Below are 23,915 nucleotides of genomic sequence, written 5' to 3' on the forward strand. Positions count from 1 at the left end.
TTCCTTTATTTTTCTAAATTTGAATTGTTGAAAAATTTAGAAAAACATCTTTATGAGAATGTAGGATTCCAAATTAGCGCTACCTGTTTGAACTGCAGTCCAGTTTTACTGGATGCAGGAGTTTAGCGCGTAAAAAAGATTCCAAAGAAAATTTCTTTGGTTTGGGGATCCAAGGGTGCTCAAATTCAGCACCCTTGGCCCGTGCGGGTAGCACCTTTGATAAAAAAAATTATAAAAACAAACTTAAAGCAGAATAATGTTATAATTCCTATAAACAAAATCTTAAATCTCCTTATAATCATTAATAAAAACCCTATTTTCAAAAGGAATTTATGTCAAAAAAATCCCCTCTGCTTTTAGGTACAGTCCTAATCTTAGAAAAAAATAATAAGTACCTTCTTGGCAAACGAAAAAATACAAATTACATGGAAGGCTTTTATGGACTTCCTGGTGGCAAAGTTGATGAAGGCGAATCGCTCACACAAGCACTTATTCGTGAAGCAAAAGAAGAACTTGGAATTAATGTAAATAAATCAGATCTAAAACTTGTACATGTTTTGAACAAAAAAGATGGAGTTTATTTCTTCTTTTACGGGTTAAAATGGGAAGGTGAACCAACAAACCAAGAACCACATAAATGTGAAGATTTAAACTGGTTTGCGATTGATGCACTTCCACAAAATACAATTTATTATGTAAAAGATTTGATCGAAAAAACAAAAAACAATGATATGTATACCGAAAATTTTGATTACGAATAAAGGTAATAGAATGATAAAAGTTAAATTTCACGATTTAAACTCTATCGAAGATCATAAACTAACTTTTGCTGCAATTTGCGCTGAACATAAATCTATGTGGATCTGGTGCAAAAACAAAAACCGGGCCTGGGAAATACCGGGCGGAAGACGCGAACCAAATGAAAATATTTTGGATACAGCAAAAAGAGAACTTTATGAGGAAACCGGAGCAAAAGAGTTTGAATTAACAGCTCTTTTTGAATATTCTGTAACTATAAACGATATCACTACTTTCGGCAGAATATTTTATGCAGAGATACAAGAGCTAGGCGATTTACCTTCATTTGAAATAGAAAAAATTGAACTTTTAAACATTGTTCCAACGGAACTTTCATTTCCCAAAATTCAGCCTTTAGTTTTTGAAGAGGCAAAAAAGAGAAGAAATTCTTTTTAAATAAAAATAAATTTAACTTTGAATCTTGATGTTTTACCATCAAATGGTGTAAATTTTGCCAACACATGGTAATATTTATACCATTGAAGTTCAAATTTTGAAGGAAAAACATGTTTTTTAAAAGAAATATAACAGAAAAGCTCCAAAAAGCATTAACTCGAAGTCCTGTAGTTTTATTAACAGGAGCAAGGCAGACGGGAAAATCAACCTTGGTAAAAAAACTCACCTCAAAAGAAAAATTTTCTAATTACGTATCCTTTGACGATTTACGTTATTTATCTGCAGCAAAATCAGATCCTATTGGATTTTTATCAAATATAGAAAAACCAACGATATTAGATGAGGTACAAAGAGTTCCTGAAATTTTTCTTTCTATAAAAAATTATATCGATCAAAATCGAATTCCGGGAACTTTTATCCTAACAGGATCTGCAAACCCTCTTTTAATTCCAACACTTGGTGACTCTCTTGCCGGAAGAATGGAAATCGTAAAACTTTATCCACTTTCTGTAGGTGAAATAATAGGAACAAAAGAATCTTTTATTGATTTAATTTTTGATGGGAAAATACAGCAATTAAAAGCAACTAAGATTAATAAAGAAACAATTTTCAAAAAGCTAATCTTAGGTGGTTATCCTCCTGTACAAAATTTGGATCAAGAAGGAGTCGACGCCTGGTTTAATTCATATTTAGAAACTATTTTACAAAGAGATGTAAAAGATCTTGCAAAAATCGAAGGACTTACTCAATTGCCAAATCTTTTAAATCTAATCGCAACAAGAGTTGGTGGGCTTTTAAATATTGCAGAATTATCGCGCTCCAGCGGAATTTCAAATTCAACACTACATAGATATTTAACATTACTTGAAACGTTATATCTCATAACATTCATACAACCATGGAGCACAAACTTAGGAAAAAGATTTGTGAAATCATCAAAACTTTATTTGATAGATTGTGGAATATTATTACATCTAGTGCGATGTGACGAAGAAAGATTAATGAATGACTCACAAATTTTTGGAAGATCTTTCGAAAATTTTATAGTTACAGAAATATTAAAACAAGCAACTTGGTGTCGAAATCAAGCCAAAATTTACCATTATCGCACGCAAAGTGGCAATGAAGTTGATTTAATCTTAGAAGATAAATCGGGAAGAGTATTCGGAATAGAAATCAAAAGTAGTGAAACAATTACAAAAGACCATTTTAAAGGATTATCACATCTTCAAGAAACACTAAAAGATAAATTTGTAGGCGGAATCGTTTTATACACAGGCAACGAAAAAATTCCTTTCGGAAATAATCTTTGGGCCATTCCTGTAAATGCTATGTGGGAAAACTAAAAATAAAATATGGAGATCAAATGAAACTTATTAAAATTTTATTCATATTTTTGTTTATTTTTTCCAGCAACATTTTTGCAGGAGCTGGTTGTTCAACACGCAGAACAAAAGTAATTGATCCATTACCGCCACAACCACAAAGAAGAGAACAACCTACACAAACGGCTCCTATTCCCTTACAAAGAATAGAAACCTCGGCACAAACGGATCCAACACCTCCCATTCCCGCTTTATCCGAAAGAATTAGAACTGCTATGATTCCATTTTCGCATGATGAAGAAGCAACTTTGGAGACTTTAAGAAAGTTAGTAATCGAAAATTTTCTTATGGACAGTGAAATTCCAATACACAGTGTGTCGATCTCATATAATGACGATGTTTATCTTGATGAAGGCTCGGCTCATTTTATTTTAAAATTCTGTCCTTACATTACTAAACTGAAAATCAGAATTGATCTTATCAAACTAACACAGAGCGATCTAGAAATTTTCATTAGGGGTTTAAAATATCTAAAAAAAGTAACCCTTAATGAAAGGTTCGATTGGTATAGACCCCAAGCCTTAAAAAAATATTATATGCATCAAGAAAGTCGTAATGAACCAACAAATTTATTAATTATCTTAAATGAATTAAATTATAGTGAAACCCTAGATGAAATATCCGTATATTGTGACTATTTAGGTATAAAATCAATCTTAAAAAGCAATTTGCTAAACAAACGCAATATCATTTGGAATCTTGAATTTGATGGATGGATGGATGAAACATTTGAAAATACCCCACTTCTCAACCTCGTTCATAATATAGATTTCTCACAAATTCCTAAACGGCTTAACTTTGATGATATGCAAAAGTTATTAGAGACTATGCATTTACCACCAAACCATAACAACGTTCTAAAACATAATGAATATTTAAAAAGAATGAGTCAGCCTAGTGTTTGTGCATATGATTTTTTTTAACACCCTTTACTTCGAAAATAAAATGTAAGCTTCTACAAAATCTGGAAACTGCTTTATATAGCTTTTAAAAAGATCACGATTTTCAAATGTTCCAGTAAAAAAATCTAATTGGTAAATATTTTCATCAAAAGCACCGCCTGTATCTGCAAGTATTCCAATTCGAATATCATCTTTTTGAGTTACTGCATTTTTATATTTGATTGCGATGATCATACCAAGTCCAATATTTTTGACATCACCGGCAAAGCAAACATTCGGTTTAATATCTATTTTTTTAGAATCGCCAAACCCTTTTATCCCATTAACTTCTCGAAAAAACCAATAACGTTTTTGCTCTGTTTTATCAGTTATATTTCGGTCATATGAAATTTCATTCGATTTATGAACATTAAAAGATCTAATAGTTCCATCTGGCATTTTCACAACAATAGTACCTTGCAATATTGCTTCTTCCAAATCTTCGCGAGTAATCCAAACCAAGGCGGCTACTTTATTTTTGACATCTTGTTTTTCTAAAGCTCCGTTTATAATTTCTTGTTTTGTATACTTTAAACGAATCAAATCATTTTTTTTATTCTTAATTTCTAAATCTGTTAAATCTCGCTCATCGTATGGTACCTGGTATAAAGCGCATGAGTATTTCAAAGTTTTATAATAACTTCCGCTCGACATATGAACTAAATACTTTGTTAATCTAATGCTACCGTCTGGAAGTTTCACTTTATGTTTTAAAGCAGCATTTTGATCCCCACTCCAATGAATAAAATTAAAATTTTCTTCTAAAATTTTCCAATCTATTTCACCATTTTTTGAATATCTTGTTAAAACAGAAAGTCTTTCAAGCGAATCCAAAGTTTTATTTAGATAGCTTTGGTCATCTTTAAATAGTTTGGAACCAATTTTTCCCTCACTCAAAAGACGCTCTTTATTAGCTTGAAGAAATTTTATAGCACTTTGTGATACAGAAGCTAAATCATCGTAATTGGTTACAAAAGAATACCCTCCAAAACAAGAAAAATCTGAAATCTTTTGGAATAAAACAGAGTCAGAAAAACAATAATTAACTCTCCAAATAAAAAGCAAAAGTAAAAAAATTATTTTTAAATAGATATTTTTTTGAAACATTCTTTATCCTAATCTAATAAATTTATTAAAAAAAATTTTAAATTACTTAAACTTTACATTTTGATAACTTGCATTGTCAATTCAGTAAAAATTAACAACCAAAAAATTGGGAGAGCATAATGAATAAATTAGAGATAGGCTTTGTTCTCAAAAATAGTTTCCCCAAAAAAGAAAAATCAACCATCCTTGCACGCGATTTGGGTAAAATAGAACTTATAGAAATTAAAAAAAATAAACTCAAAATAAAGCTCTCTCCTGGTATGCTGATAGCTTTTAACATAATAACAACCAAATCTAATATTTATATTGTAGAAAACGTTAAAACATTGATGATCCCAATGATGTATAAAAACTTACAAGAAATGCAGTGGATGCACAGTCTACTTGAAATTTGTTACTATTTTTTGCCGCTTGATGAGCCCAACGCAAATATTTTTGCAATAATTTACGAAGCATTTCATTTTTTAGAATCCTCAGAACACTTTCAAGAGGATTTTAAAATTATAAAAAAATTAACAATTTTAAAACTTCTAAAGCATCTAGGATTTTATCCAGAAAATAATTTGCAGCAAATTACAACAACATTTGAAGATTTGGTTTCTGCATTTATTGACATTCCAAACCATCAAAATATAAAATCGATTCAAACATTTATAGCTTCTACAAACAAATTTGACATTAATTTGATTGATACGTGGATGTTAAACTGCCTAAAACAACATCCAAACTACTCTTCTTTCAAAGCCACCAAAATGCTTGCCTAAAAAATAATTAATGAGGGGAATAATGAAAAAATTATTTAATAAAATATCAATATATTCACTAGCGATAGTCATATTACTAACCTGCAATACACTAAAAACAATATCTTTTACATTTACTGAGGATAAACCTGAAACAGCTCTATTTTTGAATCCTATTGAATTAAGAAAAAAACAAATAGCAGATTTAAATCAATTCGAAAAAAGCTTTTTGCAGCAATCAAAAGATGCAAAAAGTAATATTTCGAAAAAAATAGGACTCGTAAATAGCCAAATCACAGAAACCGAGTCTTTGATAAAAAATTCTCCAATGAGCGAAGCAGAAATTTATAAGAAAAAACTAAATAAACTAAAAGAAAGAAAAAATAAATTACAAAATTTGAAAGAATCTTGGAACTCCGCCGAAGAGATAATTCCGGAACATAAAAAGACATTAGAAGAAATAATAGAAAATTTACAGAAAGAATCTACTAATCAAGAAGTAAAATTAGTTTATTCTTTAAAAGATCTCAAAGAAGCTCAAAACTCCATCACCGAATTAATGCATAAAATAAATATTGAAAATTTTAAAAAAGAATGGATTTTAAAACAAAAAAAATCTGAAGAAGACGATATCCAATCTATTCAAAAAGAAATTGATACCAAAAAAAAGGAACAAAAAAGAATATTAGAAAAAAATACAACACTAAAAGCAGATGATGATAGCATTTCAGCTAAAAATGCCTTGCATCAAGCTGAAATCATAGATATTGACCTCAATATAGCAAATGATCGAAAAGAAAACGCCGAGATTTCTACAATCAAATTAGATTTAGAAATAAAAAACAAAGAAAGTGAAATAAAACTTTTAGAACTTCGACTAGAAAAATTAAAAATAGACCTATCAATAATTCAAGACAGACTTTACATAAACAAAGCAGATCTTGAATCTATGCAAGAAGAACTTACTAAAGAACGTCAAGCATATTTAGAAGTTGTTAATGAATTAAACAAAGAAAAAGAATACAAAAAATTTGAAAAAGAAAATTATCGATTAATGGTTTCTCTCTTACTTGATGAAAAAAAAGCGAAACCAGATATAACAAAAATAACCGATGCTAGATCCTACCTTATAAGTTCGCAAACTGAAAACGCCGAACATAAGGCGCTAGCTCTAGAAAAAGAATTAGATTTAATTGAATCTAGAAAATATCTAGCAAATGATAAAATAAATTTAAAAGAACTTGATTTTAAAATAGTAGATATTCTCTACAAACTTCAAACTCAAAAATTTAAAAAAAGTCATTTGGAAAAATGGATATCAAACCTTTCTGAAAGCTCCAAAAAAGAAGAGTACGCAAAAAAATCTCTCGATGAAAAAAGGGTAGATGTTAGCAACTCATTAACTGAAGCTAAATTAAAATTAGACCGCATTCAAACTGCAATTGATACTATAAAAAAGAAAAAAGATTCTATTTTTAAAGGTAAAGAACAAATTTTCCAAGACTCTTTAAACGCTTACAGAGAAGCTGAACAAAATATATCCCTACAAATGAGTATCAGTCAGGAAATATTTCTCGTAAATTCAGAATTAATAAAATATAAAAATGATATTTTAAGCCAATATCAATTTATTTTAAGCGAGCTTGAAACAAGAAAATCATTTAGCATCTGGAAACGCTCGCAAGTCGCTATTTCTTTAGATGGATTATTAAAAGCACTAGATGACGCTGAAGAATTTGTAAAAGAATTTTTCTCCTATCTTCCAAATTTAATTTCTCCAAAAGCATTTATCACTATAGTAATGCAACAAACAACATTTGATTTTCTTGGATGGATTATTTTGATATGCATGTTCTTTTTATTTCTGTTTACATTCAAAATTTTATCCAAAATAATCTATCAAAAAATTAACTGCATAAAATTACCTAAAAACAAATTTAATATTTTTATCGCTTTGATCTCTAAATCTTTTTCCGATCTGCTGGTAAAGTATCCGAACTCAATCTATGTTTGGTTGTTTATATTGCTCGATATAAATATCAACTTCAAAAAATTAATAGGCTCTTTTGGAACATTTGCAACATATTCGGATAATAACTTTTTGAAAATTTGTTTCTATACTTTTTCTATCCCATTTTTATTGTTTTTATCATTTAAATTTTTATCGACATTGATAAAACTAAATAAAGATAATAATTGCATAATGATTCCACGAAATATAGAACCAATATACAAAGTAATAATTCAAACCTTTTTATATTCCACTGTAACTTTATACCCACTCAAAGAAGCTTTTTCTCTTTTTGTAGACAAAAGCTCTAGACTGCCTGATTTGGTAGAAACTATTTATCTAATAATTATTTCTATATTAATAATAATCCCTATAATGCTGCACAAAACCAAACTAGTAGAAATATTTTCGCCTCAAAATAATTTCCTGCGAAAAATAGTCTCTTTTGTATCTAAAAATTATTACTGGAGCATGCTCTTTTTATTTTTATTAATGATCCTATTTAATCCATACATAGGCTATTACAATCTTGCAATTATGATAGGATACGCGGTTCCTCTAACCATTTTAACGCTACACTTTATAATGTTTATTCATTCATTTGTTAGAAGTTCATCCGTTTATTGGTTTATTAGAGAAGAAGATGATGAAGTGGTAGATAGATTCGAACATGCAAAAGTCTATTATGGATTGTTTGTAATACTGTCACTTTTATCTCTCCTTGTAATTTCTCTAATATTCATGGCAAAAATATGGGGAGTCGAATCTCCTCTTGAATCAATTTGGTACCTTATTCAAGATAAATGGACAATCGATTTAGGTGATGGATACAAATTTGGAATAATTCAAGTGTTCGTATTTGGTTTATTTTTAGCTAGTGGATATTTGGTATCAACATTATTAGACAAATTCGTACTAATAAAATTCTTTGATATCCTTCGAATGGAATTCGGAATAAGAAACACAGTTTCGAGTATATCTCATTACATAATAATCTATTTAGTTATTGTAATAGGGTTAACCTATATAAATCTTGGTGGATTTGTAAAATGGGTAAGTGCCGCTGCAGCTGTTGGTATCGGTTTTGCTCTCAAAGATTTGCTGATGGATTTAGTTTGCGGATTTTTAGTTTTGATAGAACGGCCAATTGAAATTGGAAATTATGTTGAAATAGATAATGTCGAAGGTACAGTCAAAAAAATTACTCCTCGCACCACTACTATCAAAAACGGTTTACAAAAATCAATTATCATTCCAAACAGAGATGTAATCGGTAAAGCAATAATCAATTGGACCTATTCAAGAACAGATATTGGATTCGAAATAATAGTAGAAATTTCATATGAAAATGATCCCGAATTAGTTAAAAAAATTATCCTTGATATTTTACAAAGTGACAGTAGAATCTTGAGATCTCCAAATCCAATTTTGCGAGTCGAAGATTTTGGGGAAAACGGGTACAAATTTTTAATCAGAGCTTTTATTAGCGTTAGAAGAATAAAAGAACGTTGGGATATTGCAGCACACATAAGATCTCAAATTTTAAAAGAATTCAAAAAACATAATATTATAATCCCTTATCCTCAAAGAGAAATTAAAATTTTGGCAGATTATAGTAAAAAATAAAAATGAAAGAATAAATAAATGGCAAAAGCAAAAATAGGTGATACGGTAAAAGTACATTACACAGGCAAATTAAAAGATGGTTCAATTTTTGATTCATCAATCAACAAAACTCCTTTAGAATTTAAAATCGGAGACAAAACATTACTTCTAGATTTTGAAAATGCAGTAATAGGTATGGATCTTGAAGAATCTAAAATCATTAACATTATAGCCGAAAAAGCTTATGGCAAAATAAGAGAAGATCTTATAGCTAGCATCAGCAAAAAAGATTTTCCTCCTCACATTACACCTCAAGCTGGATTGCAACTTCAAATAAAAAATAATGAAAATCAAACTCTTTTGGTAACTATAACAAGCGTTACTGATGATATGGTAACAATTGATGCAAACCATCCTCTCGCAGGAGAAGATTTAATATTTGAAATCAAATTGGTAGAGATAAATTAAGAAAATGATAAAAAACTTAATTTATGTAATTTTGGGTGGAATAGTTGGAACGGTTTCCAGGTATTCCACTTACCTTTTAATCAATTATCTAAGTCTAAATTCTGTTTTTGCTACCTTGGCAGTAAATTTAATAGGATGTTTCGTTGCAGGCCTTATTTTTGGACTTTCACAAATTTTTAATTTTACAGAAAATATAAACTTATTCTTATTTGTTGGAATCTTAGGTGCTTTCACAACATTTTCCACATTCACATTAGACAACTATCTGTTACTTAACTCCAATAAAATCGGATTCTTAATTTTAAACATTTTATTAAATAATTTTTTGGGATTATTCATACTTTATTTGGGAATAATAATTTCGAAATACATCTTTAGATAAAAATTAGATTTAAATATTAAAATATTTTTTCATATTTTCAAAAGACACGCTAGGGTCTTCATGACCAAGATCATCGTAATCTAATTTTTTTATCGAAGAACCAAGCAATTCAATTAACCTATCATCTAAACTGTTTCCAATCTCTCTATCCCATCGACAAAGACTTAATTGAAAATTAAATTTATTTAATTCTTTTTGTTTTTTTAGATTTTCTAAAATTTTAATTGGTTGAACAATAAAAATACTATACTGTCCAAAGCTATTTAAATACCCTTCAACAAATATTTCAAAAAAAGCTCCATATCTATGACAAAAAACTTCATGCATATCCGTAATAGGCCTACACAAAAAGCAAACCCCATTTTGAACTGCACTTTTTATTTTATTTATTTTATTTGTATCAAGAGTATTTGCTTCTGTACCTTCAAATCCAAATTTTTTCCATGTATCTAAATAATCATAAGGATTTGTAAGCATATCTATCACTCTAATCCAAGCCGAGCCTCTTCTACAACAAGCTAATCCAGCAATCGAATCATATCCAGCTAAATAACTTAAAATAACGTGTAACAAAAGAATTTCAGCATCTCTAATCTGCCCAAAATTAACACTTAATAGATTATCAATAACCTTAACTTCCATTGAATCTTTATAATCAAATCTTAAAACCCCAAATCTTTGATTATTTTTAAACTTAAAATCCATTTCTAATAAAAAAGAATCACTCCAATCACCCAAAATAAGAATCGATTTTTTTTTAGAAAAATAATTAAATTTTGATACATCCAGATTTATTAAAGGAAAATTTAAATTTGATTCATAACCAAAAAAACCAAATATTACATTTTTATACTGATTTTCAATGAAATTGATAAATTCTTTTTTTCGAATTTTAACATTTTCATCGGCAAACATTTTTTGTATAAAAATGCGCATTAATTCAGTAGATTTATTTTTGGCTTTTTCTACTTTAGCTTCTTGCTCATAGCAAGATTCAAAAAAAGAATCTTTATCTTCCCCTAGTCCATTTAAGCTAGCTATATTCACAACAAAAATACAAAAAATTATTAAAATAATACGTTTAAACACCAAAGCTCCTAAATAAAATATTTACCCAAATTACAGCAAAAATTTTTTCTTGTAAAAAATACCTTTAATACTTATTTTTATACTGTTTTTAATCATATTAAACTTAATTTATAGGGTCATTTTTACATGAACATTTTAAACCAAGATTTTTTTGATAAACCAGTTTTAGAAGTTGCGCCAAAACTTCTTGGGAAATTACTTGTTCGAAAAATAGAAAATCAAACTATTTCTTTAATGATAACCGAGGTCGAAGCGTATGATGGACCTCTCGACCTTGCAAGCCATGGTAGATTTGGAAAAACTAAAAGAAATGAAGTCATGTTTGGCCCGGCAGGATATTTTTACGTTTATTTAATTTATGGAATGTATCAAATGCTAAACATAGTAACAGGACCCAAAGATTACCCTGCTGCCATTTTAATCAGAGGTGTGAAAAATATAAAAGGACCTGGACGTTTAACCAAACAATTAAAAATTGATAAATCGTTTAATGGATTAATCGCAAATAAAACATCGAATTTATGGTTTGAAGATAATGAAATACAAATTTCACAAAATGAAATAATTGCAACACCTCGAATCGGCGTAGAATATGCAAAAGAATGGGCACAAAAAGAATATCGATTTTTACTTAAATAACTACAACTCTATCTGATTAACAACGCCATGGAGTTTTTCAGCCGGAAGCTTGCAAAGATGAATATAAGAAGGCGTAACTTTCTTGATCAAAGAAAACAACCTCCAAAAAATATTTCTTGAAACAATATCTTCTATTCCATAGAAAATAACTTTTTCATCTACATCAAATTTTTTCAAAATGGCTTCAACATTTAAAACTTCCATATATCCAGCTTTTATTCTAAAAGCTTTTAAACCTTCACAAATATTTTTTTCAAAATAACCAGTCAACCCAAACGGTTCATCTAAAACTAAAATCGAAACTACAATGTTTTCTTCATAAATTATATGATCCATAAGCATTGTCTTGGTTATATAAGGTGGAATTTTATTAATTTCCCTAGAGAAAAATAAGGCTGTCCCTTTAATTTTTCGCACCTTTCCATAAACTTCTTCAAAACTATCAACAAATATATTTAACGCTATAGGCTTTAAAGTCTTACGAATCTTTCGCTGACCTAACGTATAAATCAAAATCAAAAATAAAGGAAAACAAGATATCGCAATTGATATATAAGCGCCTTGTGGAACCTTTGACAAAGTAGCAAGTAAAAACAAAAAATCAAGACATAAAATCATAAATGATATAAATGCCTTAAAATAATTTTTTCTAAGATAAAAAACCCATGTAGCCATTATTCCGGTAAGAAACATTGTACCGGAAACAGCAAAGCCATAAGCTGCTGTCAATTTTGTAGATTCTTTAAAAAAGAAAATAATAAACAAAACAGACAATAATAAAAACCAATTTGCAAATCCTATATAAATCTGAGATCTAAGCCGCGAAGAGGTATAATCCACTTTAAAAATAGGCATTATCCTTGTTGTAATCCCTTGATACATTATTGAAAAAACTCCACTTATTATAGCCTGAGACGCTATAATCGCAGCAAAAAAACTCAAAATCAAAAATGGAATATATAAAAAGGGTGAATATTCAAATACCATCCCAAACAACGAATTCTTGAAAATCGGATTTTGTAAAATAAAAACGCCCTGACCTAAATAATTTAAAGCCAAGGCAAAAAATACAAAATACCATGCTTTTACTATAGGCGCTCTTCCTAAATGCCCCATATCCGCATAAAGAGCCTCCGCTCCAGTTGCGCATAAAATAACAAACGAAAGCATAAAAAATCCAAATAACTTATGAGTTAAAATAAATTTAATTCCATAGTATGGGTTAAATGCGGCTAAAATCGCCGGATACTTTAAAATATAAACTAAACCAAAAAATGAAAGTGCCAAAAACCAAACTATCATTATAGGACCAAATGCTATTGCAATTTTATCTGCACCTCGCTTTTGAAATAAAAATAAACATAAAGCCGCAATCGCCGCTATTGTTGCTAAAGCATTAACAGACAAAATCTCCAAACCTGGAATATACAAAAGACCTTCTACTGCACCTAAAATCGTAACTGCAGGGGTAATAACTCCATCTCCGATAAGAAGAGAAATACCTACAAATGTCAAAATCGTAACAAAAATAATTTTTTTCTTCGAATGCAAAAGCGGGGACAAAATCTCCTTTAAAACAATAGTCCCACCCTCTGCCTTTTTACTTAAACTCATTACAAGCCAAGTATATTTTACTGTTACAAGTAAAATTAAGGTCCATAAAATTAAAGATATTATACCTATAACGTTTTGTGGGGTTGGTGCCAAAAAAGCAAAAGAAAAAAGCGTTGTGAGTGTATAAATTGGACTAGTTCCAATATCTCCAAATACAAGGCCTACGGATTTAACGATTTCCTTTATTTCAGTATGCGCAATTTTCATAAACCCCTCTTGTTTTATTTTCAAAAATAAAAAATTTGATTTCAAAAATTAGCAAATTTAACGGAGAACAAATCATAAAATTTTTTACCCCATATAAAATTAATTTAACTTATGGCAATTTTTTACAGAAAAAATTTAGGAATAGAATACTTAAATTTGAGCTATCATCAGAAGAAGAATTTTCTTTGTTCAGCATCTTATTTTCTTTGGATTGTTAACAAATATTTTTGTCTTAAAACCTTTATAACCCACCTTTAAATAATTAGCAAGTTTTTGACTTTGCTGATTATACCTGTATTTAACAACACCCATTTCCCCACCCATAAATTCAAAAAGAAATTCGAATTAACCTTTTCTATTTTCACTTAAATGAAAGTTTAGCAATTTCATATAAATTACATCTAGTTTTGTATAATATGCTATAAAAACATAAAGGAAAATCAATGAAATCTTACTATCTAAAAGAACATACGGCCGATGTAAGGTTGGTACTTCAGGCTGATACACTTCAAGAACTATTTTTAGTGGCCATTGAAGGAATGAATAATTTTATCAAAAAAGATTTTCAAATTTTAAAAGAAAAAGACTTCTCTATAAAGCAAAATATTGAAATTTCATCTATTGATTCGACTTCACTTTTAATAGATTTTTTAAATGAAATTTTAACACTAATGCAGATAAATACAGCTATTTTTAGCAAAATTGATTTTCTATTTTTAGCTGAAACTCGCCTTGAAGCAACAATTTATGGATTTAAAACCAATTTTTTTGATCAAGATATAAAAGCCGTAACTTATCATGAAGCTCAAATAATAAAAGACAAAAATGGACTACTAAATGTCACAATAATTTTTGATATTTAAAAAAGGAATTCTTAATGATCTCAAAATCAGATTTAATAAAACTTTCAGACTTTTTATGGGAAATACCTACTACTTTTAGACCTGATATGAAAGTTCCAGCAAGATTTTATGCTAGTGAAAAAATGCTAGATGATATTTTAAAAGATCGCTCTGTTGAACAATTAATAAATGTCTCAACACTTCCCGGAGTTTTGGAAAAAGTTTTGGCAATGCCAGACATTCACGAAGGATACGGTTTTCCAATTGGTGGAGTTGCGGCTATGAAGCTTCCAAATGGTGTAATATCACCAGGAGGAATTGGTTATGATGTCAACTGTGGCGTAAGACTTCTTTTGTCACAATTAACATTTGATGATGCAAAATCTCATTTTGCAAGTCTAGCAAGAGAAATTTATCACCAGGTTCCATCTGGAGTAGGAAGAGGCGGACAACTAAAACTAGAAATTAGCGACCTTGATAATGTTTTAGTACAAGGCGCTCATTGGATGTTAAAAAATAATTATGCTACGTCACAAGATTTACAGCGCATAGAATCATTTGGAAGATTAACAAATGCGGATGCTTCTGCAATTTCACAGCAAGCAAAAAAAAGAGGTTTCGATCAACTTGGCACACTAGGCGCCGGAAACCATTTTGTAGAAGTTGATTATGTAGAAGAAATTTATGATGAAAACGCTGCAAAAACATTTGGTCTTTATAAAAATCAATTAGTAGTTTTAATTCACACAGGCTCTCGCGGATTAGGTCATCAAACAGCAACAGACAGCATTCGCAAAATGGTACAAGCTATGCCCAAACATGGAATAACTCTCCCTGATAGAGAACTTGCATGCGTTCCTTTTTCTTCCCCAGAAGGCCAAGAATATTTTAATGCGATGGCAGCAGCTGCAAATTTTGCATGGGCAAACAGGCAAATGATAACCTGGGAAATTCGCAACGCTTGGCATAGAGAATTTGGATCCACTAATGGCGAATTAAACTTACTTTATGATGTCGCGCATAACATAGCAAAAATAGAAAAACATTTAATTAAAGGCAAAGAACAGGACGTTATTGTACATAGAAAAGGAGCAACAAGAGCATTCCCTGCAAATCACCCTGAAATTCCAAAAGAATTTGCATCAATCGGACAACCGGTAATCATTCCTGGCAGCATGGGAACAGCGTCTTATGTTTTAGCTGGTAATAAAGGATCTATGGAACAATCTTTTGGCTCAACCTGTCATGGAGCAGGCAGAAAAATGTCACGTACCGCCGCAAAAAAAGAAATCATCGGGAAAAATCTTAGGGACGAGTTACAAGAGCGCGGAATTTTTATTCAAGCTGGTTCTATTTCCGACTTAGCAGAAGAAGCACCTTTAGCATACAAAGATATTGATGATGTAATTAATACCGTTCATAACGCTGGCATCGCAAATAAAGTTGCAAAACTTAAACCTTGCGTGGTTATTAAAGGTTAAAATTTAAATAAATTTTTTTAAAAAATGATTTGAAATAAAAAGATCTAGCGCACAGAACGAACTTCCTGTCTTTAGAGCAAAATCTGCTTTATAAAGAAAATCATAAGTATTTGAAAGCTCTTTTTGAGAATAATTTTTCCAATATTTATTGATAAAAGCAAAAGGAAGCCTAAAACTAATTTTTCTAGCTTCTTGAATTCGATTCTGTGATAAAAACATCACAGCAAATGACGCTTTCCAAATCTGCTCTGACCAATAAATTATCCAAAAAACATCAGGGTAATCTTCATAAATATCATCCCACAAATTAAAAAATTTAGGATCTCGTGCAAAAAAAAGGTCCGCTAGGGTAAATAGCGATTTATCAGTACTAAAGTAAAGATGTATATTTTTGGAAAACTCATCAAATAAATTGACATTAATTAAGTCCAAATAATTCAATAGAGTTATCGCTTCTTCTAAAGAAATTTTTCTTAATTTATCAAATATTTTTTTGATATGTTCATTTTTTAATGCAGGATATTTTTTATCAAAAAATCCAATTAATTCATTGAATGAATTAAGATCTATTTCTTCCAGCTCTACAAACAAAAATTTTTTATTTTCAATTTTATCTTTAATAACTTTATCATTTGAAACAAATGTAAAAATCAAATGTGGACCACTATAAGAACTTAACACATCCAAAGTTTCTTTACTTTTTTTACCTAAGTTTTCAAAAAAATCACCAAAAAAATAAATGTTCGATTGTCCCAAAAAGCTTTGGTATAAAATTGAATTTAAATTCACAGCAGTCAAATCAATAAATTGAGGCTTAATCGCTAAATAATTTTTCTTATGCAGAAAATTCAATAATTCGTTTATAAAAATTAATGGATATGTATCACCGCAAAAACAAACTACATTTTTTTCTTCAAAAAAGTTTTTGCTTTTACAACCATCAAGAAATTGTTTAAGGTTCATGATTTTTGAAAATCTTTTAACAGATATTTTTTAAAATATTGATCAATCTTTATAACTGCTCGATTTAATAGTTCTGTATATTGATATTTTAAGAACTTTGGATCTAAGATGGCATCTTTTGGACGTGAAAACCATTTTGAAAATTTAAATTCTTTTTTGGCGATTAACTTTTCATTTTTATCAAATAGCTCACATTTTATTACAATCTCTACTCTAAAAAGATAAGGAACCACATCAAGCGATATGAATCTCGCGCTACTGTCATTAAAGCTATCAATTTTTGTCTTTAAACAAAAAGCATCCCTTCTTTTCTCAACTATAGAATATCCCGATCTTTGAAATTGGTGATAAAGAGATTCGTAAAGAGTTGGTCCGATATTTTCAAAAACTGTAATATTTTGGGGCATTTCTAAGTAAATTGGAAAAGTAGAAATAGAAATACTCTTTTGTTTTTGCTTCGTACATCCACAAAAACAAAAGAGTATTAAAATCAAAAAGCAATAATTTCTTAGATTCATTTAATTGCGAATTTATTTTTGATCTTTATGTTTATTATCACCTGAAGCTCCATCTTGAAGCTCCGGAGCAACTAATCTTATTCTTCCGGTATCTCTATCAAAAGCTATAACTTTTACATCAATTGAAGAATCGATTGTATATCGCTTATCCAAATCTTTTTGCAAATTTTTAGCAATTGAAGAAACGTGGATCAAGCCGCCTTTACCAGGGAAAATATCTACTATAATTCCAAATTCGATATATTTCTTAATTTTCCCTTTGTAAACAGCACCAATTTCAACTTCTCCAATAATGCCTTTTACGTAAGCTAAAGCTTCTTCTGCTGATTTTGAATCTTTAGAATAAATTCTTACAGACCCATCATCATCGATATCCATTTCAACACCGGTAGTTGCAATAATTTCTTTAATATTTTTACCAGAAGGTCCGATGATCGCACCAATTTTGTCTACTGGGACTTTATATGCCAATATTCTAGGAGCATTCTTAGAAATCTCAGGTCTAGGTGCTGATAAAACTTTTTTCATCTGAGATAAAAGAAACAATCTACCAACTCTTGCTTGTTCTAAAGCGTTAGCAAGAACTTCTCTTGATAGTCCTAATTTTTCTTTTATATCCATTTGAACTGCCATGATTCCAGCTTCTGTTCCAGTTATCTTGAAATCCATCAATCCAAATGCATCTTCCATTCCCAAAATATCAGTTAAAACGTGCAATTTTCCGCTAGAATCTTTAATAAGACCCATAGCGACTCCGCTAACTAAATCTTTTATTGGAACACCCGCATCCATCAATGCTAAAGTCGTTCCACAAACGGTTGCCATAGAAGATGAACCGTTAGATTCTAAAACATCCGAAATAGATCTAATCGTATATGGAAAAGCTTCTTTATCTGGAAGAACATTATAAAATGAACTTTCAGCTAAATGTCCATGTCCTATATCTCTTCGACTCAAACCACGCATTGGCTTAACTTCACCAGTAGAATAAGGAGGGAAATTATAATGAAGCATAAATGTTTTATCTATAACTCCGCCGAACATCTGCTCTTCTTTTTGCGCATCTTGCGCTGTACCAAGAGTCACAGAAACTAAAGCTTGAGTTTCACCTCTTTGAAACAGTGCAGATCCGTGCACACATGGTAAAATACCTGCTTCAATTAAAAGAGGACGAATTTGATCGAAATTTCTTCCATCAAAACGTGAACCTTTTTTTGCAATAACATCAGGAAGTAAATTTTTAAATACTAAATCTAAAGAAAAAAGAACATCTTGCTTTGTTATAGTTCCAGATTCTATTTCTGCTGCAAAGTTTTCTATTACAAACTTTTTCAAGTTATCCATTGCATCTGAAATATCATCTTTTGATTTACCGAACAGCGTTTGAACTTTTTCGTGAGGCAAAATTGCTTTTATTTTTTCTTTTAAAGAAGAATATTTTTCTTTTCCTACAATCTCATATTTTTCAACTGGAAAATCTTTTTGTATCTCAAGTTGCCATTCTACTTGTAGCTTTATCTCTTCATGTGCAAAGGTCAAAGCTTCAATTAATTCTGATTCTGTTATATTTTTACAGTCTCCTTCAACCATCATTATGGCGTCTTTTATACCTGCAACTGTCAAACTTACATCCGAAATCAAAGACTCTTCATAACTTATGTTAGTTTTCCATTCGCCGTTTATTCTTCCAACGCGAACAGCTCCAACAGGTTCTAAAAATGGAATTCTTGAAGTTACTAAAGCTATAGAAGCTGCAAGTAAACCCAAAATATCAACGGGATGCTTTCCATCCGATGAAAATACGGTAGAAATTACCTGAACATCACCATAGTAAGTTTCTGGAAATAAAGGACGGATAGATCTATCAATTAATCTTGAACTTAAAACATCACGATCAGCTAGCCTACCCTCTCTTTTGATAAATCCACCAGGAAATTTTCCGACTGCAGAAGTTCTCTCTCTATATTCAACAGTCAAAGGAAAAAATCCGACAAAATCTTTTTGTTCTTTTGAAACTACGGCTGTAGTTAAAACAATGTTATTTCCATGTTTAACCCATGCAGCGCCATCAGCTTGCTTAGCGTACTTACCAAGTTCTACTTCTAACCCTAATCGGTCTAATCTATATTTTTTATATTTATTCATAATCTATCTATTAATATCCTAAAACCTCCAAAGACCCCTATTTATACTAATTATTACTTTAATAATTCTTTAACCTTATCAAACGACATTTTATCGTTTTTTTCAAGATATATGTTTAATCGGCGTCTTTTTCCAACTAATTTAACTAATCCCATTCTTGAATGAACATCTTTTGGAAATTTATTCAAGTGTGCGGATATTTCATTAATTCTTTCTGTAATAACAGCTATTTGAATCTCTACAGAACCGGTATCTTTTCCGGATTTTGCAAATTTACTTATTATTTCTGATTTACGTTCTTTTGATAACATGCTAAAAACCTCAATAAACAATTGCTGATAAAAAACGAAATTTTAAGGAACTTTGGTAGGCGCGAGCGGGATTGAACCGCTGACCCTTGCTACGTCAAAGCAATGCTCTACCACTGAGCTACGCGCCTACGCAATTTTTAACAAATTACTAGTCCAAAGAAACTTCGTCCAGTTTTTTCTCTAAATTCTCTTCTTCCCTAGCCTTTTTTTCATACTCTGAAACATCTTCACCTAAATACTTTAATTTAAATGAGGTAATTCCAGTTCCAGCCGGGATCAATTTACCAATGATAACATTTTCTTTTAAGCCGTAAAGATGATCTACTTGACCTTTAATCGCAGCCTCTGATAAAACTCTTGTTGTTTCTTGGAATGATGCTGCCGATATAAAGCTTTCTGTACAAAGAGATGCTTTTGTAATTCCCATTAAAATTGGTTTTGCAACAGCTGGTCTCTTACCTTCGCTAACAAGAAGTGCATTTATCTCTTGTAAATGTGTTTTACTTACTCTGTCTCCAATGACAAAGTTCGTATCACCAGGTTCTACAACCTTCACCTTGCTAAGCATTTGTCGAACTATTAGCTCTATATGTTTATCATCGATAGAAACACCCTGAAGCAAATATATTTCCTGAATTTCCTGTACCAAATACTTTTGAAGGTCATCTGGTCCTAAAATTCTCAAAATATCGTGTGCGTTTACAACACCCATAGTAAGATTATCACCCGCACGAACCATTTCACCATCTTCTACAGATAAATACTTACTTCTAGGAATATTGTATTCGAAAACTTCGCCATCTGCTCCGGTTATAGTAACTCTTCTTTGACCACGATGCAAACCACCAAATTGCACTTTACCATCGAATTCACTTATCACAGCGGCATCTTTTGGTACACGAGCTTCAAACAACTCTGCAATTCTTGTCAAGCCACCAACAATATCTTTTGTTTTTTGTTCTTTTCTTGGAATCTTTGCCAAAATATCGCCCGGAAGAACAACATCACCCTCGTTAACGAACAAGTGAGCTCCTGTTGGAAGATAATATCGCATATCCTCATCTTCTGTATTTTCGTTAACAATCGCAATATAAGGTTGTCGTTTCTCTTCTTTTCGTTCCAAAACAATTTTTCTAGTTTGACGAATAGCTTCGTCGAAAAGCTCTTGATAGGTAATATTTTCAATCAAATCAACAAACTGAATAGTTCCAGCTCGCTCAGCCATAATTACTTTTTGGTTTAAATCCCATTGAGCTAATTTTTGACCAACTTTTACTTTTTGACCATCTTCAACAAGAAGTATCGAACCATTATTTAACTTTAGAACATCAAGCTCTCTTCCATCTTCGGATAAGATTGCAATTTTCGCTCTTCTGTTCATCACAATGAGCTGACCTTCTCTATTTTTAATAACATTAACACCTTGATATTCAAGTACGCCTTCGAAATTTGCTAAATGAAAGTTTTTTTCAACAAGTCCGCTAGCAACTCCTCCGATGTGGAAAGTTCTCATCGTAAGCTGTGTTCCTGGTTCTCCTATTGATTGCGCCGCTATAACTCCAACAGCCATTCCTATATCAACCAATTTGTATTTTGAAAGATCAACTCCATAACACTTTGCACAAATACCACGTTTAGACTGACAAGTTAAAACAGATCTAACTGCTATTTCTATAACTTCTGCATCTTTTATTCTTGCAACGACTTCATCTGTAATCAATTCTCCTTGCGGTAAAATCAATTTTCCAGAGAATGCATCGCGAATATCTTCTGCAGCAACTCTTCCATAAACTCTATCTGCAAGAGGAGCAATTACTTCGCCTCCAACTTTCAAATCTGTAACTTTAATATTTCCCAAAGTTCCGCAATCCAAAGTTGTAACAATAACTTCTTGAGAAACGTCGACAAGTCTTCTAGACAAGTATCCAGAATCGGCAGTTTTAAGAGCTGTATCAGCCAAACCTTTTCTTGCTCCGTGAGTAGAAATGAAATATTCAAAAACATTCAAACCTTCTTTAAAGTTTGCAAGAACTGGCGTTTCCATAATTTCGCCAGAAGGTTTCGCCATCAATCCTCTCATTCCTGCAAGCTGTCGAATTTGTTGTCTCGAACCTCTCGCGCCAGAATCTACCATCAAAAACACAGGATTAAACGGCACATTTTCTTTATTTTTATTTTCTACGGCAATTTTATCTTGATTTTCAAGCCCAATGATCATGTCGTTTGAAATTTCTTCTGTTGACTTAGCCCAAACCTGAACAATTTTATTATATCGCTCACCATTTGTGATGGCTCCATCTCGATATAATTTTTCAATTTTATCAACTTCTGTTCGTCCAGCTTTAACAATTTTAGCTTTGCTCTCAGGAACAAACAAGTCATCAATCTTAAGAGATATTCCTGCTTTTGTAGCGTAAGAAAATCCCATATTTTTTATTTTATCTAATACTTTAGCTGTGATATCAGGACCAACCAATTTATGAATTTTTCCAACAAGTTTAACCAAGTCTCTTTTTTTCATAACTTTGTTAATCCACTCAAATTCACACACATCGGGAAGCGCTTCGAAAAGCAATACTCTTCCTACCGTGGTATTAACAATTTTTCCAGTTTTTAAGCGTAATTTTATAAAAGTTTGTACGGAAATTACACCATTCTGATAAGCATTAACAACTTCTTTAATATCGGAGAAAACCGTTCCCTCTCCTTGCATATTTTTACGACCCTTAGTCATATAATACAAACCAAGAACCATATCCTGACTAGGAACTGCAAGTGGACGACCGTGCGCTGGGGAAACAATATTTTTAGTAGAAAGCATCAATACTTCCGCTTCCTTTTGAGCTTTCTTACTCAAAAGAACGTGAACAGCCATCTGATCTCCGTCAAAGTCAGCGTTAAATGCTGGACAGACAAGAGGATGTATTCTTATAGCTTTTCCTTCAACAAGAATTGGATAAAAAGCTTGAATACCAAGACGGTGCAAAGTTGGAGCACGGTTTAATAATACCGGTCTACCTTCAACAACAGTTTCTAAAGCATCCCAAACGCCTGGAGCTAATTCTTCTACCATCTTTTTTGCAACTCTTAAATTTGCTGCAACTTCTCTTCTTTGAAGTTCTACATAAACATAAGGTTTGAAAAGCTCCAAAGCCATAATCTTAGGAAGTCCGCACATATGCATTTCAAGCTCAGGGTCAACAACAATTACAGATCGACCTGAATAGTCAACACGTTTACCGAGCAAGTTTTGACGGAAGCGTCCTTGTTTACCTCTAAGCATCTCACTCAAAGATTTTAATGGACGACGGTTTGAACCTCTAACAGGTTGACCTCTTCTTCCATTATCAATTAATGCATCAACGGATTCTTGAAGCATTCTTTTTTCATTTTTGATAATAATATCTGGAGCTTCAAGCTCAATTAATCTTTTTAAACGAATGTTTCGATTTAAAACTCTTCTATACAAATCATTTAAATCCGAACTAGCAAATCGACCTCCTTCAAGAGGAACCAATGGTCTTAAATCTGGTGGAATTACAGGTAAAACCTCAAGAACCATCCATTCTGGTCTCAAATTTGATTGTTTTAAACCTAATAAAACTTTAAGTCTTCTTGAAAGTCTACTTTTTATAGCTGCAGAAGTTGTTGTGGTAAAATCTTCTTCAATTTTTCTGATTTCAAAATTCAAATCCATCATTGAAAGAAGGAGTCTAAGAGCTTCTCCACCCATTTCAGCTTTGAAAATAATATCTTCTGAATGAGCTTTTATATAATCTTCATATTCTGTAACCGAAATTACAGATGCACGATTATAAGGAGATGTTCCCTGATGAATAACAAGAAAACTATCAAAATAGATAACTCTTTCAAGATCTTTAACAGTCATTCCAGTGATCAAGCTTAAATAGCTAGGAATACCTTTTAAATACCAAATATGACAAACAGGAGACACTAAATTAATATGCCCCATTCTTTCTCTTCGAACCTTAGCTTGAATAACCTCTACACCACACTTTTCACATGTGATTCCGCGATGCTTCATTCTCTTGTATTTACCGCAGTTACATTCCCAATCTTTTACTGGTCCAAAAATTCGAGCACAAAATAAACCGTCTTTTTCTGGTTTTAATGTTCTATAGTTAATAGTTTCAATCTTTTTAACTTCTCCATAAGATAATGAACGTACTTTTTCAGGAGAAGCCAAACTGATTTTTACAGCATTAAACTGTGAAACATTAATATACTCTTTAAACCTTTCAAGTATTTT

The 23,915-nt window shown here is 31.1% G+C and carries 19 protein-coding genes and 1 tRNA gene; 11 read left to right on the top strand and 9 right to left on the bottom strand.

The genetic code is table 11. The features are described 5' to 3' along the window. Nucleotides 1-332: 332 nt before the first annotated feature. The 4 genes from DEA20_04080 (at nt 333) to DEA20_04095 (ending at nt 3,502) form a co-directional block, all read left to right on the top strand. Nucleotides 333-761, top strand: coding sequence for an NUDIX hydrolase (locus tag DEA20_04080; protein HBS48350.1), 429 nt, complete (start codon nt 333-335; stop codon nt 759-761). A 10-nt stretch (nt 762-771) separates the two neighbouring features. Beyond that, nucleotides 772-1,194, top strand: coding sequence for a DNA mismatch repair protein MutT (locus tag DEA20_04085; protein HBS48351.1), 423 nt, complete (start codon nt 772-774; stop codon nt 1,192-1,194). Nucleotides 1,195-1,304: 110 nt separating this feature from the next. Next, nucleotides 1,305-2,540, top strand: a complete 1,236-nt coding sequence (locus DEA20_04090) for a hypothetical protein (GenBank protein HBS48352.1) — start codon at nt 1,305-1,307, stop codon at nt 2,538-2,540. A gap of 20 nt (nt 2,541-2,560) precedes the next feature. Then, a complete protein-coding gene (locus tag DEA20_04095; GenBank protein HBS48353.1) occupies nt 2,561-3,502 on the top strand; it encodes a hypothetical protein in 942 nt (313 codons plus the stop codon). Between the two features lie 6 nt (nt 3,503-3,508). Here DEA20_04095 and DEA20_04100 read toward each other — a convergent pair whose 3' ends face one another. Beyond that, entirely contained in the window at nt 3,509-4,627 is a 1,119-nt protein-coding gene (locus tag DEA20_04100; GenBank protein ID HBS48354.1) for a hypothetical protein, read from the bottom strand. Between the two features lie 119 nt (nt 4,628-4,746). Between DEA20_04100 and DEA20_04105 the strand changes: the two genes are divergently transcribed. From DEA20_04105 to DEA20_04120, 4 genes are read left to right on the top strand one after another with little or no spacing between them, the layout of a single operon-like run. Further along, complete coding sequence (locus tag DEA20_04105; GenBank protein ID HBS48355.1) at nt 4,747-5,391, top strand: hypothetical protein; 645 nt, start codon at nt 4,747-4,749, stop codon at nt 5,389-5,391. Nucleotides 5,392-5,401: 10 nt separating this feature from the next. Beyond that, on the top strand, nt 5,402-9,007 hold the full coding sequence (locus tag DEA20_04110) for a hypothetical protein (GenBank protein ID HBS48356.1): 3,606 nt from the start codon (nt 5,402-5,404) through the stop codon (nt 9,005-9,007). An 18-nt stretch (nt 9,008-9,025) separates the two neighbouring features. Next, nucleotides 9,026-9,454: a peptidylprolyl isomerase gene (locus tag DEA20_04115; GenBank protein ID HBS48357.1), complete on the top strand. Its 429-nt coding sequence runs from the start codon at nt 9,026-9,028 to the stop codon at nt 9,452-9,454. A gap of 4 nt (nt 9,455-9,458) precedes the next feature. After that, nucleotides 9,459-9,836 (top strand): fluoride efflux transporter CrcB, encoded by a 378-nt coding sequence (locus tag DEA20_04120; GenBank protein HBS48358.1) that lies wholly within the window; start codon nt 9,459-9,461, stop codon nt 9,834-9,836. A 9-nt stretch (nt 9,837-9,845) separates the two neighbouring features. Here DEA20_04120 and DEA20_04125 read toward each other — a convergent pair whose 3' ends face one another. After that, nucleotides 9,846-10,925 carry a hypothetical protein gene (locus DEA20_04125; GenBank protein ID HBS48359.1) on the bottom strand — a complete coding sequence of 360 codons (1,080 nt, stop codon included), beginning with the start codon at nt 10,923-10,925 and terminating at the stop codon, nt 9,846-9,848. Nucleotides 10,926-11,051: 126 nt separating this feature from the next. Here DEA20_04125 and DEA20_04130 point away from each other — a divergent pair, with 126 nt between their 5' ends. Continuing rightward, nucleotides 11,052-11,564 carry a 3-methyladenine DNA glycosylase gene (locus tag DEA20_04130; protein HBS48360.1) on the top strand — a complete coding sequence of 171 codons (513 nt, stop codon included), beginning with the start codon at nt 11,052-11,054 and terminating at the stop codon, nt 11,562-11,564. On the opposite strand, the gene DEA20_04135 is transcribed toward DEA20_04130, so the two are convergent. Beyond that, entirely contained in the window at nt 11,565-13,385 is a 1,821-nt protein-coding gene (locus DEA20_04135) for a potassium transporter Kup (protein HBS48361.1), read from the bottom strand. A 443-nt stretch (nt 13,386-13,828) separates the two neighbouring features. Here DEA20_04135 and DEA20_04140 point away from each other — a divergent pair, with 443 nt between their 5' ends. Further along, nucleotides 13,829-14,248, top strand: coding sequence for a hypothetical protein (locus DEA20_04140; GenBank protein HBS48362.1), 420 nt, complete (start codon nt 13,829-13,831; stop codon nt 14,246-14,248). Between the two features lie 14 nt (nt 14,249-14,262). Beyond that, nucleotides 14,263-15,708 carry an RNA-splicing ligase RtcB gene (locus DEA20_04145; GenBank protein HBS48363.1) on the top strand — a complete coding sequence of 482 codons (1,446 nt, stop codon included), beginning with the start codon at nt 14,263-14,265 and terminating at the stop codon, nt 15,706-15,708. A 3-nt stretch (nt 15,709-15,711) separates the two neighbouring features. Here DEA20_04145 and DEA20_04150 read toward each other — a convergent pair whose 3' ends face one another. The 6 genes from DEA20_04150 to rpoC all read right to left on the bottom strand — a co-directional run bounded on the left by DEA20_04150 (nt 15,712) and on the right by rpoC (nt 23,912). Continuing rightward, nucleotides 15,712-16,671: a hypothetical protein gene (locus tag DEA20_04150; GenBank protein ID HBS48364.1), complete on the bottom strand. Its 960-nt coding sequence runs from the start codon at nt 16,669-16,671 to the stop codon at nt 15,712-15,714. Beyond that, the gene (locus tag DEA20_04155; GenBank protein ID HBS48365.1) at nt 16,668-17,078 is read right to left on the bottom strand and encodes a hypothetical protein; all 411 of its coding nucleotides are present in this window, start codon (nt 17,076-17,078) and stop codon (nt 16,668-16,670) included. The genes DEA20_04150 and DEA20_04155 overlap by 4 nt, the downstream gene beginning before the upstream one ends. Nucleotides 17,079-17,201: 123 nt before the next feature. Next, nucleotides 17,202-19,334: a polyribonucleotide nucleotidyltransferase gene (pnp, locus tag DEA20_04160; protein HBS48366.1), complete on the bottom strand. Its 2,133-nt coding sequence runs from the start codon at nt 19,332-19,334 to the stop codon at nt 17,202-17,204. Nucleotides 19,335-19,387: 53 nt separating this feature from the next. Beyond that, nucleotides 19,388-19,645 (bottom strand): 30S ribosomal protein S15, encoded by a 258-nt coding sequence (locus DEA20_04165; GenBank protein HBS48367.1) that lies wholly within the window; start codon nt 19,643-19,645, stop codon nt 19,388-19,390. 53 nt (nt 19,646-19,698) lie between these two features. Beyond that, a tRNA-Val gene (locus tag DEA20_04170) sits at nt 19,699-19,773 on the bottom strand. 20 nt (nt 19,774-19,793) lie between these two features. Next, the gene (gene rpoC / locus DEA20_04175; protein ID HBS48368.1) at nt 19,794-23,912 is read right to left on the bottom strand and encodes a DNA-directed RNA polymerase subunit beta'; all 4,119 of its coding nucleotides are present in this window, start codon (nt 23,910-23,912) and stop codon (nt 19,794-19,796) included. Nucleotides 23,913-23,915 lie beyond the last annotated feature (3 nt).

This window comes from Candidatus Dependentiae bacterium (assembly GCA_003511165.1).
Taxonomy (GTDB): domain Bacteria; phylum Babelota; class Babeliae; order Babelales; family UBA12411; genus UBA12411.